Genomic DNA, 17,669 nt, shown 5'->3' on the forward strand with positions numbered 1-17,669 from the left:
TCGCGCAGCTCACGTTCGATCGCGGCGAGATCAACAGCGACGCACCGGCCGGGGCTCGCGATGGGGCGACCGCCGACCACCACCCCGCCGATCAGCGGCGGCGGCTCGTCGTCGCCTGCTCAGTTCGCCGTATACACCAGCTCCCGTTCGGCGCGTGGCGGCAGGAATTCGCGGGAGAATACTTCCGCTAGAGTCGGCGTGCGAGCGAGCTGATAGCCTTCGACGATGATGCCGATGGCGCGCGCCATGCGGTCGTCCTTGACGTCGCCGATGCCGATCTCCTTCACCTCGGGCGAAACGATCAGCTTCTCGAACGAGTACTGCAGGCGGCGCTTCTCGACATCGACATTGATCAGATTGTCATAGTTGAGCGCGGCCTTCATGGCGGCGTTCTGGTCCTTGGCGACCGCGATCGCGCCCTTGTTGATGGCGCGGACGAGGCCGGCCACCGCCTTCGGATTGGCGGCGATCAGCTTGCGCGAGACCATCACGCCGTTGGAATAGAGATCGAGTCCGTAATCGCCGAACGAGAACCATTTGAAATCCTTGTCGGGATCCTGGCGGTTCAGTACCAGATTGAAGTAACTCGTGATGTTGAACACCAGCGCGGCATCGATGTCGCCCTTGATCAGCATCGGCTCCTGCAGGTTCGGCGCCATGTTGGAGACCTTGATCTTGTCGGCATCAAGCCCGTTCTTGTGCACGAACACCGGCAACAGCCGTGTAGTCGGCGTGCCCTGCGCGCCGCCCAGCGTGTGTCCCTCAAAATCCTTGATCGTCTCGATGCCGCTTGAATTCTTGGCGACGATTGCAAACGGCGGCCGGTTCCACATCATGTAGACCATCACGGGCGCATCCTGCGGCTTGGTCGCGGCATTCTGTATGATGGCATTGACGTCGCCGAAGCCGGCGTCATAGGCGCCCGACATGATGCGGGTGACCGTGGCGCCGGAGCCCTCGCCCTGGTCGATCACGACGTTGAGGCCTTCGTCTTTGAAATAGCCGTGGTCCTTGGCATAGAAGAAGGCGGCGTCGCTGCCTTGCGTCTTCCAGCCCAACGTGAACTTGATGGTGGTGTCTTCGGCGCGGGCCGATCCCGCGACCAGGGCCAATCCCAAAAGCGCAGCACTTACCTTCATCAACATGACGATCTCCTCAACTCCATGGAACGGCGATTGACTGATACCTTCAGGTGGCGATGACGTTGTCCTTGCGCGTCGCCCATCCCGTCACCTGGCCCTCGATCAGCGAGAACAGCACGTAGAGCGCGACGCCGAGGCCGGCGAGCACGAACAGCCCGGCAAATACCAGCGGAACGTTGAAGTTGGACGATGCGGTCATCATCACATTGCCGATGCCGCGGTTCGACGCGACGGTTTCCGACAACACCGCGCCGACGAAGGCGTAGGAGATCGCGACCTTGAGCGAGGCAAAGAAGAACGGCATCGTCCTGGGCAGGCCGACATTCCAGAGGATGTCGAACTTGCTGGCGCCGAGCGCCTTCAACACGTCTTCGAGCTCGGGCTCAGTGGTAGCCAGACCCGTGGCGATGTTGACGACGATCGGGAAGAAGCAGATCGACAGCGAGGTCAGCACCGCCGGCACGGTGCCGGAGCCGAACCACAACACGAAGATCGGCACCACCGCGACCTTCGGGATCGAGGAAAAGCCGATGAGCAGCGGATAACAGGTGTCATAGGCGGTCTTCGAGACGCCGATCACCGCGCCTAGTGCAACACCGAGCGCCACGCCGAGCACGAAGCCGACCATCGTGGTCGCCAGCGTCTGCACGATATGCGGCCAGAGGATCGGGAATTTCTCGACCAGCGTAGCGAAGATCTGCGAGGGGCGCGGCAGCACGAGATCGGACATGCCCGTCATCAGGCAGAACAGCTCCCAGGCGACGAAGAACAGCACGATCAGAGCCGCAGACCAGGCCTTCTGTCTGATGTCTGATACGGACATGGTCAGACTCCTTCCTGTGCGGAGGTGCGCGCATCGACGATGAAAGCGCGGAGCTTCTGGTTGAGCGCGACGAAATCGGGCTCGAAGGTCATCGCTACGGTGCGCGGCCGGGCAAACTCGACGCGGCTGTCGTCAAGGATGCGGCCCGGCCGCGCGCTCATCACGCAGACGCGGCTGGCCAGAAAGCCGGCCTCGCGCAAGTCATGGGTGACCAGCAGCACGGTCGGCTTATGGGTCATCCAAAGCTGCTGGAGAATCCCCCACAGCTCCTCGCGGGTGAACTGGTCGAGCGCACCAAACGGCTCGTCGAGCAGCAGCATGCGCGGCTCGTGGATCAGTGCGCGGCACAGATTGGCGCGCTGGAGCATGCCGCCGGAGAGCTGCCAGGGGTAGCTGCCGCCAAAGCCCTTTAGCCCGACCTGCTCGAGCAGCGCGTTCGCCTTGTCGCGGAAGTCGGTCTTGCGCAGCTTGCGGAACCGCGAGCGGAACGGCTCGACGATCTTCAGCGGCAACATGATGTTCTTTTCGATCGTCATCCACGGCAGCATGGTCGGGTTCTGGAATGCCATGCCGACCCGCATCGCCCGCGCCGCGACCTCGCGGCCGCCGACGATGACGACGCCGGTGGTCGGCCGCGCCAGGCCCGAGACCAGCCGCAGGATGGTGGACTTGCCGCAGCCGGATGGACCCACGAGCGCGACGAACTCGCCGTCGGCGATCCGCAGCGTAGTTTTCGACAGAGCCGGCACGGCGCGGGCGCCGCGGCCGAACGTCACGGAGGCTTCCGACAGCTCGATCGCGGTCGGCGCGGATCCGGCGTGAACGGGCTCGCCGGCAAATTCGGTGTCTGGTTGCATGCGCATCACAACCAAAGTGCATGCAAGCTGGATGCCAAGCGGCCAGGCACTTGAAAATCAAGGCAATCGCGAAATCGATGCTCGAAAGGCGGGAGTGCTCTTAGGCAGTCCGCGGCCCGAACTGCATGCAATTCGGGCGCCCGATTGTTTTGCCGCCATGATAAAAAGGCGTTCGAAGTACCTTTGCAGAGGGATTCGAGGGGATGACGGCGCGCGCAGGCACCAGCACGACGGCTGAATCGTCTGACAAGGTCAGCGTGATCTGCCGCGCCTTGCGCCGCGCCATCATCGAGCAGGCGCTGGAGCCCGGCGCGAAGCTGCCGGAGGATTCACTCGGCGAACGCTTCGGCGTCAGCCGCACCATCGCACGCCACGCGCTCGGGCAATTGGCCGCGGAAGGCCTGGTCGAGCTGCGCCGCAACCGCATCGCGGTTGTGGCGACGCCGAGCTGGCAGGAGGCGCGCGATGCCTTCGACATCCGCATCGAGCTCGAGCGTCTGGTGGTACGCCAGCTCGCAGGCAAGCTGACCAAGGCGCAGGTTGCGGAATTGAACGCCCATGTCGACGCCGAGGATCGCGCCCGCGATGGTACCGACCCGGTCTCGATCCGGCTCGCCACCGAATTCCACATCCTGCTCGCCCACATGACCAACAGCCCGATCCTGGTGCGTTATGTCAGCGAGGTCGCCTATCGCTGCTGCCTGACGCTGTCGCTCTACAGCCGGCCGCATTCATCGGAATGCGCGATCAACGAGCACCGCGCGATCATCGCAGCGCTGGTGAAGGGCGACGTCGATAAAGTGATGGGGCTGATGCACAGCCACCTCGATTCCGTGGCAGCGCGCGCGCTGGTCGCACCGAGCCCGCAGCGCGGCCGCGATTTGCTGGATATTCTGGCGCCCTATGCGGACGAGGCGAGCAGCGATCGGGTGGTAAAACTGCCGAAGGCGGTGCGGCGGTGACAGGTAGCCGCGCTCTATCCCCGTCATCCCCGCGCAAAGGCTTCGCCTTTGTCGCTGGAGGAGCGCGTAGCGCGTCTCGAAGGATCGACGGCCACCAGCCGAGCCGTGCACCCTTCGAGGCTCGCAAGGGCTCGCACCTCAGGGGTGACGGGGATAGGGTCAAGATGCACCTATGCCTCGATCCCCCGCTGCACCAAAATCCGCTCGGCGCTGTCGTTCCAGACGTCCATCTTGACGATCTGCCCGTCCTTCACCACGAAGCGATCGACATAGCGGTTGCCTTCGAACGGCGTGCCGTCGATCCACTCACCGTAGAGCGTGCCCATGCTATAGACGACGGTTTCGTCTGCACCGGGACAGATGTCGAAGCGATCCATCTTCTTTTTCACCCAGCGATAGCGCCTGGCATTGAAGCCGGTGGGCCCGCGCGGATGGTCGAACTCGCGGCCGCCGGTGAAGGTGATCATCGTGCCCGGCTTCATAAAGGCCGCCGCCGCGTCGGGATCGGGGATCATTGATGCCGTAAGATAGGCCTCCACGATCTCGGCATCGGGCAGCGGGCGGGCATCGGCTTTGGCAGTGGCGGACATGATGGGATCTCCAGAGAGCCAGGACTCTACAATCCGACCGCAAAAGTGCATGCATATCTTTTGGACAATCTGCCAGGCAAATTGCACACAATCTGGTGCTGCCCGACGTTTGCCCTTCCGTTAGGCTCTCCTCATCTCAAAGCCTGCCGCCTCGATGTCCGTGAAATCCGCCTTCGACCTCGTCTTTCGTAACGCCGTGACACGCGCCTCGCCCGCCGCTGTCGATATTGGTATTGCCGACGGGAGGATCGCGGCGATTGCGCCGCGCCTTGCCTGCGAGGCGGTCGAGATTGAGCTCGGCGGCCGGCTGGCGCTGTCCGGCTTCGTCGACACCCACATCCATCTCGACAAGGCCTGCCTGCTCGGCCGCTGCGGCCATGACAACGTCAGCTTGACTGAGGCCATCCGCGCGGTGGCGGTGATGAAGCGCGATTTCACTGTCGATGATGTCTATGCGCGCGGCGCCATGGTAATCGAGCGTGCGATCGTGTCCGGGACCACGCGGATGCGCACGCATGTCGAGATCGATCCGCGGATCGGCTTACGCGGCTTCGAGGCAGTGAAGGCGCTGAAGCGCGATTACGCCTGGGCGCTCGACCTCTCGCTGTGCGTCTTTCCGCAGGAAGGCCTGACTAACGATCCCGGCGCCGACGAGCTGCTGGTCGCGGCGCTGCACGACGGCGCCGAGGCGATTGGCGGCTGTCCCTATGTCGACACCGATCCGAATGCGCATATCACGCGGATCTTCGATCTCGCGCAGACGTTCGACATCGATGTCGATCTCCATCTCGATTTCGACCTCGATCCGTCCTGGCGGCACATGGACGAGGTCTGCCGGCAAACCGAGCAGCGCAACTATCACGGCCGCGTCACGATCGGGCATGCCACGAAGCTCTCCGCATTGCCGCCAGACCGGCTGAAGGCAGCAACAGCGCGCCTCGCTAAAGCCGGCGTCTCCGTCACCGTCCTGCCCGCGACCGACCTCTATCTGATGGGCCGCGACGCCACCCACAATGCGCCGCGCGGACTGACGCCCGCGCACCGGCTCGTCGCCGACGGCGTATTGTGTTCGGTTGCAACTAACAACGTGCAGAATCCCTTCACGCCGTTTGGCGATGCATCGCTGCTGCGGATGGCGAACCTCTACGCTAATGCAGCGCATGCCGGGATCGGCGACTTCGACACCTGCCTCGATCTGGTGACCGACCTCCCGGCGCGGCTGATGAACCTGAAGGACTATGGCATCGCGGTCGGCAATCCCGCCGACATCATTGTGCTCGACACCGATAGCGGAACCAACGCCATCGCTGAACTGCCCGACGTGCTGATGGGCTTCAAGCACGGCCGCAAGACATTCGAACGACGGCGGCCGACGCTGTTCCGGCCCGGCACCAGACCCTCTCCGTCACCCTGAGGAGCCGCGACGCGCCGTCTCGAAGGATCGACGGCCACGAGTGGGCCGTGCATCCTTCGAGACGCGCGTTCCGCGCTCCTCAGATGGATGACGGTTTGAGAATAAGAGCGTACGAAAATATCGCCAATCAGCGTAAGAGCTCTGCGCTCCGCACGATTGACGCCCTTGCCGATCCGTTGTTGTTATTTCCCAACATCAACAAAAGCCGGGCGGGAAACCATGAGCAAATCAACCACAATCAGAAGCGTCGAAACGCTCGCCTGCGATGCCGGCTGGCGGAATTATCACTTCGTCAAGGTGACGACCCAGGACGGGCTGGTCGGCTGGAGCGAATATGACGAGGGCTTTGGTGCGCCGGGCGTGACGGCCGCGATCGAGCGGCTGTCGGCGCGGGTGGTCGGCCGGATCGCGTTCCAGCATGAGCGGATTTATGCGGAGCTGTTTGCCGCGACGCGTCCAGCCGCCGGCGGCGTGGTCGCGCTGGCATTGGGCGCGATCGAGAACGCGCTGCTCGACGTCAAGGCCAAGGCGCTGGGCGTGCCCTGCTACGACCTGCTCGGCGGCAAGATCCGCGACCGCGTGCGGGTCTACTGGTCGCATTGCGCGACCTGGCGCATCAATCATCCCGACTGGTACAAGCCGGCGATCACCGATCTCGACGGCGTCAAGGTGATCGGAGCCGAGGTGCGCGAGAAGAAGTTCTCGGCAATGAAGACCAACATCTTCGTCTACACCGACGGCAAGCCGGTGGGCTGGCGGCCCGGCTTCGGCTCGCCGTTCGAGCCCGAGATCAATGTCGATCGCACTGTGCTGCGCAATCTTTGCATGCACCTCGAAGCGATCCGCGACGGCGCTGGGCCGGATGTCGATCTGCTGCTCGACCTCAACTTCAACGCCAAGACCGAAGGCTATCTCAAGATCCTGCGCGCGATCGAGAAGATGGACATGTTCTGGGTCGAGATCGACACCTTCAACCCGCAGGCGTTGGGCTATATCCGCCGCCAGAGCCCGCATCCGGTCTCGTCGTGTGAGACGCTGCTCGGCCTGCGCGAGTTCCTGCCCTATTTCACCGAGCAGGCGATGGACGTCGCGATCATCGACACGCCGTGGAATGGGGTCTGGCAATCGATGAAGATCGCCAATGCCGCCGAGCATTTCGAGGTCAACGTCGCGCCGCATAATTTCTACGGCCATCTCTGCACCATGATGAACGCGCATTTCTGCGCGGCGGTGCCGAACCTGCGGATCATGGAGACCGACATCGACCGCCTCGCCTGGGACCACGAGTTGTTCACCCACGTGCCGGAATACGTCGACGGCCATCTCGTGATCCCCGATCGCCCGGGCTGGGGCACCGAGCCGAACGAGGAAGGCCTGCGCGCCCATCCGCCGAAGAACAAGGGCGGGCTGTTGAATTACGGGCTGAAGAAGTAGCAACGGCTCTCACCGCATTGTCGTCCCGGCGAAAGCCGGGACCCATAACCACAAGATTGTGTTGTTGAAGAAAGCTGTGGCCCACAGCGTCGCGCAACAATTGCCATTCGGGGGCAATGGGTCCCGGCCTTCGCCGGGACGACGTGCGCTAGTGATCCTCCCGAACCGTCGTGAACGCACTGTCGATCACGTCGCCGATCGGCTGCCAGGCAGCGCCGTCGAATTGCACCAGCCGCATCTGCTCGATCGGGCGAAAATCCTGCGGGCTGGTGTTGATGACGATGCTCGGCAGCGCGACCGGGGCATGGTAGTTCTTCAGCGACGCCGCCTGCCGCATGACGTTGTCGCGCGACAGGTCGTCACCGCACTGGCGCAAGACCTGAAGCAGCGTATCCGCCGCGGCATAGCCGAACACGGCGTAGAGATCGTCCTTGTCGCCATCGGGGAAATACTTGTCCATGAAGGCGAACCACGCCTTGATCTGCGGGTCCTCCTTCCAGGAGGCATCTCCGGCATCCTTCAGAAAAGAGGTCGAGATCACGCCAAGTGAATTCTGCAAGCCCGCCGGCCGCAGCGCGCTGGCGATCGAGGCCGATGCATTGTCGAGGATGAACACCGGATGCCAGTCGAGATTGGCGGCGCTGCGGATCGCACGCGCGGCGATCGCCGGCGCGCCATCGAACACCAGGATGTCGGAGCCGGAAGCCTTCAAGATGCCGAGCTGGTTCTCGATCCTGGTCTCGGACGCATCGAAGGCGAGATCGGCCACGATCATGCCTGCGGTGTCGCCGAGGCCCTCCTGCAATCCCTTGAACAGATCGCGCCCGAACTGATCGTTCTGCCAGAGCACGGCGATCTTGCGATCGGGATAGGACGCCTGGATGTAGTTTGCATAGATGCGACCCTCGGCGCGGAACGTCGGCTGCCAGCCCATGGTCCACGGAAACGTTCTGGGTTGCGCCCAGGTCTCGTCACCGGAGGCGACGAAGAGCTGCGGGACTTTCTTGTCGTTGAGATAGGTCCGCGTCGCCAGATTGTCCGGCGTGCCGAACGAGCCGAACATCAACAGCACGTTCTGCTTCTCGACGAGATCGCGGGTCTGCTCCATCGCGGTCTTCGGATTGGAGCTGTCATCCACCGAAATGAACTTGATCTTGCGCCCGTTGATGCCGCCGCGGTCGTTGATCATGTCGAAATAGGCCGCTTCCGCCCGCCCGATGGTGGCGAATGCTGCAAGCGGGCCGGTGTAGGGCATGATGTTGCCGATGCGAATGTCGTTGTCGGCGGCCGCCGCGGGTGCCTGCTGAGCGCGCGACGGCGCGGCGAAGACGAGCGCTGCCGCTAGCACAAGGGACAACGACAAGGCGGTCTGTGTTCTTGTTTGTATCAACATCGCCACAAACGCCGGCAACGCGACCGGCGCTCCTCCCGAGCGGGCCAAGCTTATCGCCCCAGGCAACGCCGGAAAAATGAAATGTTGATGGCGGAGTTCCGCTCAGCGCAACGTTATGTCGAGCCAGCCGAGCGCATTGACCACCACGCGATCGTCGGTGTCGACCAAAACCGTCGTTGTCTCGGCCTCGATGATCGCGGGCCCCACGAGCGATTGGCCGGGCTTGAGATGGTCAAGCGCATAGACCGGCACCTCACGCCAGGCGCCGAACCAGGCCTGCCGCTTGCCGCGCGGCACGCATGGCGCAGTTAACGTCACCCGGCCAACATCGCCGGCTGCCGGCGCGACCTTGCCGACGGCGGCGACGCGGGCGTTGACGAACACCACCTCCTGCCCAGGCGAGGCGTAGGTGTAGAGCTCCTCGTGGCGGCGGTGGAAGCGATCCTCGATCTGTGCGACCAGATCGGCGGCATCGAGGTCGAGATCGCCGAGCGGCACGTCGATCTCGAACACCTGCTCGCCATAGCGCATCTCTGCCGAGCGCTCGATCGCGATGTCGCCCTTGAACCAGGAGCGCAATCGGCCGACGGCCTGCTGTTCCAATCCGCCATACAATGCACGCACGTCGGCGGCGGCAATCCGGCCCGTGCCATAATGTGTGCGGCTGACCTCGTAGCGCAGGTCGCTGGTCAGCATGCCCCAGGCGGAAAGCACGGAGGCGACCGTCGGCACGATGATACGCCTGATCTCGAGCTCGCGCGCCACTTCTGCGGCATGCATGCCGGCCGCGCCGCCAAAGCTTAGCAACGCGAATTTGCGGGGATCGACGCCGCGGCGTAGCGTCATCAGGCGAATGCCGTCGGCCATCTTCAGGTTGATCATCTTGTAGATGCCGGCGGCGGCCTCGAGCCGCGAGAGCTCGAGCGCTGACGCAATGCGATCGACCGCGGCTTCCGACGCCGTGCGATCGAGCGGCCGCGCGCCGCCCATGAAGGCGGCGGCATCGAGATAGCCGAGCACGACATTGGCGTCGGTGACGGTCGCGGCCGTGCCGCCATTGCCGTAGCAGGCCGGGCCCGGCACCGAGCCTGCGCTCTCCGGTCCGACCCTGAGCGTGCGGCTGCCGTCGACGCTCGCGATCGAGCCGCCGCCGGCAGCAATGCTGGCGATGTCGAGGCTGCGCAGCGCAATACGCTGGCCTGCGAGCATGCCGTCAGCCGACAGCGAGGCCTGGCCATCTGAGATCAGCGAGATGTCGGTCGAGGTGCCGCCCATGTCGAACGGCACGAGGTCGGGAATGCCCAGCATGTCGGCGCAGCGGCGGCTGCCCGAGATGCCGCCCGCCGGCCCAGACAGCACCGTGCCCGCGGCGAGCCGCGAGGCCTCCTCGACCGGCGCCATACCGCCATGCGACAGCACGACAAACAGCGAGCCGGCAAAGCCCGCTTCATGCAGGCGCTGCTCCAGATTGGTGAGATAGCGCCGCACCGTCGGCTCGACATAGGCGTTCACGATCGTGGTCGAGACGCGCTCATATTCCTTGATCTGCGGCAGCACATCGCTCGAGCGCGACACGGTGACATCAGGCAGGTCGCGCGCCAGGCGTTCGACGGCGGCGAGCTCATGCACGGGATTGAGATAGGCGTGGAGGAAGCAGACCGCGACCGAGGTCGCACCCGACCGCTTCACGTCGGCGATCGCGTCATCCAGCGCGGCATCGTTGAGCGGGATCGCCGCGCTGCCGTCGGCCTTCAGCCGCTCGCGCACGCCGAAGCGGCGCTCACGCGGCACCAGCGGCTCGGGCGGCGGCGTGCGCAGATCGTAACGATCCGGCTTCAGCCCTTCGCGCATCTCGACGACGTCGCGATGGCCCGCGGTGGTGAGCAGCGCGACCTTGGCGCCCTTGCGCTCCAACAGCGCGTTGGTCGCAACCGTCGTGCCATGCACGAGCCGGTCTGTTGCGGCCAGCATCGCCGCGCGCGTCACGCCGAGCCGCCGCGCCAGCTCTTCCAGCCCCGCCATCACGCCGATCGACTGATCGGCCGGCGTGGACGGCGACTTCGCGAAAACGGTACGCCCGGTTTCGTCAGTGGCGACCAGATCGGTGTAGGTCCCGCCGACGTCTATTCCGATCGTGAACATGCTCGCCTACACCGTTTTCGAAACCAGACCCTGGGCGACATCGCGCGCCCGCGCCTCCGCCGATCGCTGTTCCGGCGGCCCCCAGCCGCCGCCGCCGGAGGAGCGGACTTCGAGGCAATCGCCGGGACGCAATTCGATGCCGACCTCTTTTGTCTTCAGCACGCGCGGCGCGCGGCCCTCCGACAACAGGCGATAGTGATGCGGCTCGCCGTCCTTGCCGCCGAGCATGCCGCAGGGGCCATGCCGCGCGCCGTCGCCGGCGGTGTTGCCCTTGGCGGGTTTGGCCGTCTCCAGCACCATGTCGAGCGCAACGCCGAGGCCGCCGCGATGCTGGCCGTCGCCGCCGGAATCGGGGCGGAATTCGTGCTGGCGGAAATGCAGCGGGAAACGCACTTCGGCAACCTCGATGCTGCCGAACTTCAAGCCGCCGACCGTGTGCCATTCACCGATCGACGAATAGCCGTCGCCGCCGATCGAAGCCCCGCCGCCGGGCCGCGCCTGGAACATGTGCCAGATGAAGTTGCGTCCGTTGCGCGGGTCCTCGCCCTGGATCGCGATGCGGAACCTGCGGCCCCAGCCGCCCATCACGCGGTCCGGACAGGATGCCGACATCGCCTTGATGATCGCCTCGACGATCTCGTTGGAGGGATGGCTGGTGCACAAGGTCACCGGACGCCCGGGATCGGCCCAGACGATGGTGCCCTGCTTCGCCACCACCTTCAGCGGTCGCAGCGCGCCGGTGTTCTTCGGAATATCGGCGTCGATCAGATAGGCAAAGGCCATCGCAACCGCGGCCTGCATGTTGGCATGCGAGGAATTGACAAAGCTGGTCGACTGCGGATCGGAGCCGGTGAGATCGACCTCGATGTCACTGCCTTGCTTCGTGACCTTGGCCGCGATCTTGATGTCGGTGCGGCCGTGGCCGTCGTCATCCAGGAACGCTTCGCCGTAGAACACACCGTCCTTCCAGCTTGCGACGACGGCGCGGGTCTGCTGTTCGGTGGCATCGAGGATCGCCTCGATCGCGGCTTCGACGACCTCGGCGCCGAACTCGCCGAACAGTTTCGACACCCGCCGCTCGCCGAGATGGGCGGCGCCGAGCATCGCGGCGAGGTCGCCGCGGAATTCTCTGGGGTTGCGAATATTCAGCGCCAGCAGGTCAAGCAGATCCTCGCGCGGCTTGCCGGCCTCGTAGAGCTTGATCGGCGGGATGCGGATGCCTTCCTGGTAGATCTCGGTCGCACCGGGATTGTAGGCGCCATGCGTAGCGCCGCCGATATCGCTCTGATGCGCGCGCACGATGGTCCAGAGCAGCCGCTTGCCGCCGTCGAAGACAGGCACGAAAGCGGTGAGATCGGGCAGATGGCTGCCGCCCTGATAGGGATCGTTGAGCAGGATGACGTCTCCCGGTGCGACATCCTTGAAGCGCTCCTCAACCGCCAGCGTCGCCCAGGGCAAGGCTCCGACATGGACCGGGATGTGATCGGCCTGCGCGACCAGCCGGCCGCGCGTGTCGCAGATCGCCAGCGAGAAATCGCGGCTGGAATTGAGGATCTGCGAATAGGAGGTGCGAAGCATGGCTTCGCCCATTTCCCTTACGATCGAAGACAGGCGATGCTGGACGACAGAGCGGGTGATGGGATCGATCTTGGCGGGCGCGGTCACGTGACTTCCAAAGGCGATGGAACCAGCCGCTATCTTATCGCCGTCGTCGGCGAGGTATAGACCCAAAACAGTACGGTCCCGATCAGCAGCGCGACTGCCATGTACAAGAGCACCGCGGGCAATCCGTACAACGCTGCGACGCCGGCGGTGCTCGACTGCATCAACGCCGCGCCAAGGAAGAAGGCGAGGTTCACCGCCGACAATGCCTTGCCGGTGTTCTGGGCGTCGACGAGTTGCCGCGTCATGCCGTAGAGCAGCGGTTGCGCCGAGGTGACAAAGCCGATCAGGATTAACAGCACGAGGTCATATTCCGACGGCATCGCCGCGACGCCGAACAGGTTCGAGATCGGAAAACGCGGTGCGCCGGCCGCCATCAGCACGAACAGCAGCGCTGCCAGCGCATGGCTGCCGGCGACCACGGCGCGGCGATGCCCGAACTTGCGATCGAACAGGCCGATGCAGATCGGCCCGACCGTCATCGCCAGCGTAAACAGGCCGAGCACATTGCCGGCCTCGATGCGGCTCAGCCCCTTCACATCCATCAGCCACGGCCCGCCCCACAGTGCGCGCAGCGCCAGCACGACGCCGAGCGAGACCAGCGACAACGCGATCACGCCGCGCAGGCCGCGTGAGACGCCGAGCCGCAACACCTCGACCATCTGATGCAGCGGCGAGGAATCGTCGGCATGTGCGGCAGGCTGCTGCGGCACCAGCGCGAACACCGCGATCAGCACGGCCACGCCGAGGCCGGCCGAACCCCAGAACCCGGCCCGCCAGCCGAACTGGTCGACGACGAAGGCAAGCGGGCTCGACGACAGCAGCATGCCGGTGTTGCCGATCGAGAGGATCAGCCCGGACCACAATCCGAACTTCGCCGCCGACATCTGCTTGGCCGCGAGCGTCATCGGGCACATCAGCATGCCCGAGGTGGCAACGCCGAGCAGGAGCTGCCCGAGCACGAACGTGACCGGCCCGACGGCAAGCGCCGACACCAGCGCGCCGACAATCGTTCCGATCAGAAGGCTGATCGACACCGGACGCACGCCGAAGCGGTCCATCGCGGCGCCGACCGGCACCTGCGCGGCGGCAAACGAGAAATGATAGATCGAGGTGAGGCTCGCCAGCACCTGTGGCGAGCTGCCGAAATCAGACGCCATCAGGTCCAGGCTGATCCCCGGAATCGTCCGCAGCAGCGTCGACAGCATATGGCCCGAGGCCAATGCCAGAAGTGCAAGAACCAGTGCGCGGAAACCGATGCCCGCCTCTTCCGTTGTCGCCGCGCCGTCCACGATTCGTCCCTCCCCAAGCGTTCGGGGAGGGCGTAACATTATTGGGCAGCGGGTGCCAACTTTCGAGGCCCGGCGATTTCGGATCGTCGTTGTTGCCTCTCCCTTGCGAGTAGGACAATTGCATTTGGGAGAAAAGCGCCCTGCGGCCATCCTTCGAGACGCCCGCCTTTGGCGGGCCCCTCAGGATGAGGCCTTGTTTTGCGGCACAATAGTAGACCCCGATGGTGAGGAGCGCCGCTTGCGGCGCGTCTCGCACCACGAGGCCGAGGACGTGCGCAGCCGCCCAAGGCGGCATATGCGATAGCCCTCCGCTTGCGGGGTCCAGACGAGCGTAGCTCGTTCTTAGGCCAGATCGCATCATCAGATGCGATCCGGGTGCGGCTCTCTCCACGATACGACTCGCGGAGAAAGCCCCCACCCGCCCCTCCCCCGCAAGCGGGAGAGGGAGCGCACGTATCTCCGAGGCTGCTTTGAAGCCGCTTTCTTGGCCGCTACTGCTTGTGGAACACCAGCGTGCGCAGCTCGATGCTCTCGCGCGGCGGCGCGTCGGCCGGCGTGGTCGGATCGATGAACGCGGTGTGCGGTCCAAAGCGGGTGCGGCCGTCGGTCGCCGAGTCGTAGCATTTGAGCAGGATCGCTTCGTCCGGCGTCATCTCGGGGATGTAGAACCAGCGGTGGTTCGGATTGTACTTCACCGAATAGGTCTCGCCGCTGCGGTTCGGATAGATCAGGTCGGAGGCGACGAGATCCTCCGGCGCAACCGTAGTGCCATCAGCCATCGCCAGCGGTGAATCGCGCAACGGCCCACGGATCGGGCGCCACAGATTGATCACCTGTACCCGGCCCTTCAGCAGCTCCTCGGCCTCGTTCGGCAGATGCTCGAACACGCGGTTGCGGCCGGAGATGTCGGTCTGGTCGACATGGACGCGGGTCGCGGGCTGACGCGGTCCGGCACCTCTGATATCGGCGGCGCCCTCCACCCGCTTGCGCACGGTGTGATCGAAGATGAGGACGCGGTCGGCCTTCAACGTCGCCTTCAGGAAAGCTTCGACCGCGGGGTAATAGACGCTGCGGACTTCGTTGTCGTCGTAGAAGTTCTTGATGACGGTCGGATGCTTGACCAGCGCGAACCCTTCGCGATCGAGCGAGAAACTGTTGGCGATCAGGCGTCCGTCGAAGATCGGAACGTTGTGCGGTTCTGGCAGCGCGGTGGATTTGGGTTCGCCCGGCGGCGGATCGTAGGCGTAGGTCCGAGGCTTGCCCGGCGTCGGCGCGAGGTAGTTGAGTTCGGCGGTAACGAACGGCAGCGACTCGATGCGAGTTTCTTGAAGGCCCATGGTGATCTCCCGGACTCGATTGTTCGTTGCTTTGATTTTGGCGGCGCGGCGCAGACCGGCAAGTCCGCGCCGAAAATAGCAACGTTGCGGTTTTGGAATACGGGAAACGGGGAATATCCTTGCCGGGCGGCCGTCGCCGAACGAATGGATATTTTGGAGATCACGGGTTCGTTAGAGCTACGACTAGTGAAGCTAGCTCGTGTCAGCATAAATGGTCCACCTCGCCCGCTTGCGGGTAGGGCAATCGCATTTGGGAGAAGAGCGCCTGCGGCGATCCTTCGAGACGCCCGCCTTTGGCGGGCCCCTCAGGATGAGGTCTTGTTTTGCGGCACAATAGTAGACCCCGATGGTGAGGAGCGCCGCTTGCGGCGCGTCTCGCACCACGAGGCCGAGTACGTGCGCAACCGCCCAACGCGGCATATGCGATAGCCCTGCGCTTGCGGGGAAGGTCGACGCGCATAGCGCGGCAGGTGGGGGCTCTCTCAAGACGACTCGCGGAGAGAGCCCCCACCCCGGCCCTCCCCCGCAAGCGGGAGAGGGGAGTGCACTGCCTGCACGGCTCGTATGCGCGCCCTACAGCCCCGCGCCCTTCTCAACCGCCGTCGCAAACGACCGGTCGACGATGTCGGCGGCGTTGACTTTCTGCCGGATCAGGCCCCAGCGGTCGTAGAGGTCGACGGTCTTCTGCTCGTCGGCCACCACGCTGTCGTCGATCGGAACGATGCGGATCTTGGCCCGCGCCAGCCAGTTCAGCGGCACTGCGGGCGGAATGTTCATCAGCCTGCCCCAGGTTGCAGCGTAGCTCTCCACATTGTTCTGCGACCAGGCGCGCGCCGCAGCCAGCCGGCGCACGAAATCCTCGAGCTCGGCGCGCTTGTCCTTGATCGCGTTCGGTGTCGCCACCTGGAAGCCGAGGCCGGGCGTGATGCCGTCGGCCGTGATCACGCGGCGCGACTTGAACAGCACTTCTTCCTGGCTGACATAGGGCTCCCAGGTCGACCAGGCGTCGACCGATCCCTGGGAGTACGCGACCTTCGCATCCGACGGCGCCAGGAACACGACCTGCACGTCGCTCGCCTTCCACCCCCGCGACTCCAGCGCCGCCAGGATGAGCTGGTGGCCGATCGAGCCGCGGCCGGTCGCGATCTTCTTGCCGCGCAGATCGTCGAAGCTCTTGATCGCCGAGTTCTCCGGCACCAGGATCGCCAGCCCCTCGCGCGACTGGCGCACCGCGGCGATGGCCTTGACCGGGACGTTGGCGGCGGCCGCAAAGGTGAAGGGCGCATCGCCGACCAGACCGGTGTCGATCGCGCCTGCCCCCAATGCCTCCAGCAGCGGCGCCGCCGCGGCGAACTCCTTCCATTCGATCTTGTAGGAAACGTCCTTCAAGACGCCGGCCGCTTCCATCACGGCCTGCGAATTGCCTTTCTGGTCGCCGACGCGCAAGGTGCTCTGCGCGGCGGCGGCATCGAGACTGGCGAACGCGAGCGCCGTCGCAACAATCAAGCGAATCATTCCGCGGCGATCCCGCGTTGCTCGTCGCGCGCCGCGATCAGCTTGCGCGTCAAGGGGATCAGCTCGCGGCCGTATTCGATCGCGTCGACCAGCGGATTGAAGCCGCGGATTAGGAAGTGGTTGATGCCGAGGTCGTAATAGTCGCCAAACACCTCGGCGACCTGCTCGGGCGTGCCGACCAGCGCCGTGGTGTTGCTGTTGGCGCCGGTGAGCTTGGCGATCTCGGTCCACAGCCGCTTGTCGATGCGCGTGCCCTGATCGGCGAGCGCGAGCAGCCGCTTCGCGCCGGCGGTCGCGTGGTTGGGACGGCGATAGCCGGTCTGGTCCTGCAGCGCGGTGGCGCGCTCCAGGATCTCATCCGCCTTCTTCCAGGCCTTCTCCTCGGTGTCGGCGAGGATCGGCCGCACCGAGAGGCTGAAGCGCGGAGCCGGACGGCCATATTTGGCGGCGGCGGCACGCACCCGCGCGGTGACGTCGCGCACCTGCGCATAGGATTCACCCCACAGCGCAAACGTGTCCGCATGCTTGCCGGCGACCTCGACCGCGGCATCCGAACCGCCGCCGACGAAGGTGTAGATGCCGCCCTTCTGCAACGGCTTCACCTGCGCGAACCCGTTCTCGACGGTGTAATACTTGCCGCTATAGTTGAACGGCTTCTCGCTGGTCCATTCCAGCCGCACCACATCAAGGAATTCGCTGGTGCGGGCGTAACGCTCGTCCTTGTCGTCGAGCGTGTTGCCGTCCTGGCGCAGCTCGATGGCGTTGCCGCCGGTGATGACGTGGAGCGAGACCCGCCCGCCGTAGAGCTGATCCAGCGTCGCGAGCTGGCGCGCGAGCAGCGTCGGCGCGGTGAAGCCCGGCCGCTGTGCGATCATCACCTTCAGCGATTTGGTGATGGTCAACACATGCTGCGCGACCTGAAGCGCATCTGGTGTCGTCGAATGGAACGCCAGCAACGCGCGGTCGAAGCCGGCAAGCTCATGCGCCTTCGCGACCGTCTCGATATAGGGCGGGTCGAGCACCGGGCCGGAGCGGACGATGGTCTCGGAGGCATTGTTGTTGGTGATGAAGCCGATGAACTCGACCGACATATGGGAACTCCGGTT

Annotated in this window: 14 protein-coding genes; 3 read left to right on the plus strand and 11 right to left on the minus strand. The window is 64.7% G+C overall.

Features of this window, described 5'->3' with window-relative positions; genetic code table 11:
- Positions 1 to 119 precede the first annotated feature (119 nt).
- From P6U30_RS26215 to P6U30_RS26225, 3 genes are read right to left on the minus strand one after another with little or no spacing between them, the layout of a single operon-like run.
- Entirely contained in the window at positions 120 to 1,145 is a 1,026-nt protein-coding gene (locus tag P6U30_RS26215; protein ID WP_407165755.1) for an ABC transporter substrate-binding protein, read from the minus strand.
- 43 nt (positions 1,146 to 1,188) lie between these two features.
- Positions 1,189 to 1,965 carry an ABC transporter permease gene (locus P6U30_RS26220; protein WP_407165756.1) on the minus strand — a complete coding sequence of 259 codons (777 nt, stop codon included), beginning with the start codon at positions 1,963 to 1,965 and terminating at the stop codon, positions 1,189 to 1,191.
- A gap of 2 nt (positions 1,966 to 1,967) precedes the next feature.
- Positions 1,968 to 2,828, minus strand: a complete 861-nt coding sequence (locus tag P6U30_RS26225; protein WP_407165757.1) for an ABC transporter ATP-binding protein — start codon at positions 2,826 to 2,828, stop codon at positions 1,968 to 1,970.
- A gap of 197 nt (positions 2,829 to 3,025) precedes the next feature.
- On the opposite strand from P6U30_RS26225, the gene P6U30_RS26230 reads away from it, so the two are divergent.
- Positions 3,026 to 3,784 (plus strand): GntR family transcriptional regulator, encoded by a 759-nt coding sequence (locus P6U30_RS26230; protein ID WP_407165758.1) that lies wholly within the window; start codon positions 3,026 to 3,028, stop codon positions 3,782 to 3,784.
- 170 nt (positions 3,785 to 3,954) lie between these two features.
- Here P6U30_RS26230 and P6U30_RS26235 read toward each other — a convergent pair whose 3' ends face one another.
- Complete coding sequence (locus tag P6U30_RS26235) at positions 3,955 to 4,374, minus strand: nuclear transport factor 2 family protein (protein WP_407165759.1); 420 nt, start codon at positions 4,372 to 4,374, stop codon at positions 3,955 to 3,957.
- A 154-nt stretch (positions 4,375 to 4,528) separates the two neighbouring features.
- On the opposite strand from P6U30_RS26235, the gene P6U30_RS26240 reads away from it, so the two are divergent.
- Both P6U30_RS26240 and P6U30_RS26245 read left to right on the plus strand, forming a co-directional pair.
- Positions 4,529 to 5,788: an amidohydrolase family protein gene (locus P6U30_RS26240; RefSeq protein WP_407165760.1), complete on the plus strand. Its 1,260-nt coding sequence runs from the start codon at positions 4,529 to 4,531 to the stop codon at positions 5,786 to 5,788.
- Positions 5,789 to 6,007: 219 nt separating this feature from the next.
- A complete protein-coding gene (locus P6U30_RS26245) occupies positions 6,008 to 7,222 on the plus strand; it encodes a mandelate racemase/muconate lactonizing enzyme family protein (protein ID WP_407165761.1) in 1,215 nt (404 codons plus the stop codon).
- 148 nt (positions 7,223 to 7,370) lie between these two features.
- On the opposite strand, the gene P6U30_RS26250 is transcribed toward P6U30_RS26245, so the two are convergent.
- The 7 genes from P6U30_RS26250 to P6U30_RS26280 all read right to left on the minus strand — a co-directional run bounded on the left by P6U30_RS26250 (position 7,371) and on the right by P6U30_RS26280 (position 17,654).
- A complete protein-coding gene (locus P6U30_RS26250) occupies positions 7,371 to 8,615 on the minus strand; it encodes an ABC transporter substrate-binding protein (RefSeq protein ID WP_407165762.1) in 1,245 nt (414 codons plus the stop codon).
- 102 nt (positions 8,616 to 8,717) lie between these two features.
- Positions 8,718 to 10,757, minus strand: a complete 2,040-nt coding sequence (locus P6U30_RS26255; RefSeq protein ID WP_407165763.1) for a hydantoinase/oxoprolinase family protein — start codon at positions 10,755 to 10,757, stop codon at positions 8,718 to 8,720.
- Between the two features lie 6 nt (positions 10,758 to 10,763).
- Positions 10,764 to 12,422 (minus strand): hydantoinase B/oxoprolinase family protein, encoded by a 1,659-nt coding sequence (locus P6U30_RS26260; RefSeq protein WP_407165764.1) that lies wholly within the window; start codon positions 12,420 to 12,422, stop codon positions 10,764 to 10,766.
- Between the two features lie 29 nt (positions 12,423 to 12,451).
- Complete coding sequence (locus P6U30_RS26265; RefSeq protein WP_407165765.1) at positions 12,452 to 13,711, minus strand: MFS transporter; 1,260 nt, start codon at positions 13,709 to 13,711, stop codon at positions 12,452 to 12,454.
- A 491-nt stretch (positions 13,712 to 14,202) separates the two neighbouring features.
- A complete protein-coding gene (locus P6U30_RS26270; protein WP_407165766.1) occupies positions 14,203 to 15,048 on the minus strand; it encodes a CmcJ/NvfI family oxidoreductase in 846 nt (281 codons plus the stop codon).
- Positions 15,049 to 15,621: 573 nt separating this feature from the next.
- Positions 15,622 to 16,563 carry an ABC transporter substrate-binding protein gene (locus P6U30_RS26275; protein WP_407165767.1) on the minus strand — a complete coding sequence of 314 codons (942 nt, stop codon included), beginning with the start codon at positions 16,561 to 16,563 and terminating at the stop codon, positions 15,622 to 15,624.
- A complete protein-coding gene (locus tag P6U30_RS26280) occupies positions 16,560 to 17,654 on the minus strand; it encodes an LLM class flavin-dependent oxidoreductase (RefSeq protein ID WP_407165768.1) in 1,095 nt (364 codons plus the stop codon). Before P6U30_RS26280 ends, P6U30_RS26275 begins: the two co-directional genes overlap by 4 nt.
- Between the last annotated feature and the right edge of the window lie 15 nt (positions 17,655 to 17,669).

Source organism: Bradyrhizobium sp. ORS 111 (assembly GCF_045571485.1).
GTDB lineage: Bacteria > Pseudomonadota > Alphaproteobacteria > Rhizobiales > Xanthobacteraceae > Bradyrhizobium.

Coding starts and splice junctions, on each gene's coding strand:
- P6U30_RS26215 (WP_407165755.1), bottom strand. CDS start 1,145: ATGTTGATGAAGGTAAGTGCTGCGCTTTTGGGATTGGCCCTGGTCGCG.
- P6U30_RS26220 (WP_407165756.1), bottom strand. CDS start 1,965: ATGTCCGTATCAGACATCAGACAGAAGGCCTGGTCTGCGGCTCTGATC.
- P6U30_RS26225 (WP_407165757.1), bottom strand. CDS start 2,828: ATGCGCATGCAACCAGACACCGAATTTGCCGGCGAGCCCGTTCACGCC.
- P6U30_RS26230 (WP_407165758.1), top strand. CDS start 3,026: ATGACGGCGCGCGCAGGCACCAGCACGACGGCTGAATCGTCTGACAAG.
- P6U30_RS26235 (WP_407165759.1), bottom strand. CDS start 4,374: ATGTCCGCCACTGCCAAAGCCGATGCCCGCCCGCTGCCCGATGCCGAG.
- P6U30_RS26240 (WP_407165760.1), top strand. CDS start 4,529: ATGTCCGTGAAATCCGCCTTCGACCTCGTCTTTCGTAACGCCGTGACA.
- P6U30_RS26245 (WP_407165761.1), top strand. CDS start 6,008: ATGAGCAAATCAACCACAATCAGAAGCGTCGAAACGCTCGCCTGCGAT.
- P6U30_RS26250 (WP_407165762.1), bottom strand. CDS start 8,615: ATGTTGATACAAACAAGAACACAGACCGCCTTGTCGTTGTCCCTTGTG.
- P6U30_RS26255 (WP_407165763.1), bottom strand. CDS start 10,757: ATGTTCACGATCGGAATAGACGTCGGCGGGACCTACACCGATCTGGTC.
- P6U30_RS26270 (WP_407165766.1), bottom strand. CDS start 15,048: ATGGGCCTTCAAGAAACTCGCATCGAGTCGCTGCCGTTCGTTACCGCC.
- P6U30_RS26275 (WP_407165767.1), bottom strand. CDS start 16,563: ATGATTCGCTTGATTGTTGCGACGGCGCTCGCGTTCGCCAGTCTCGAT.
- P6U30_RS26280 (WP_407165768.1), bottom strand. CDS start 17,654: ATGTCGGTCGAGTTCATCGGCTTCATCACCAACAACAATGCCTCCGAG.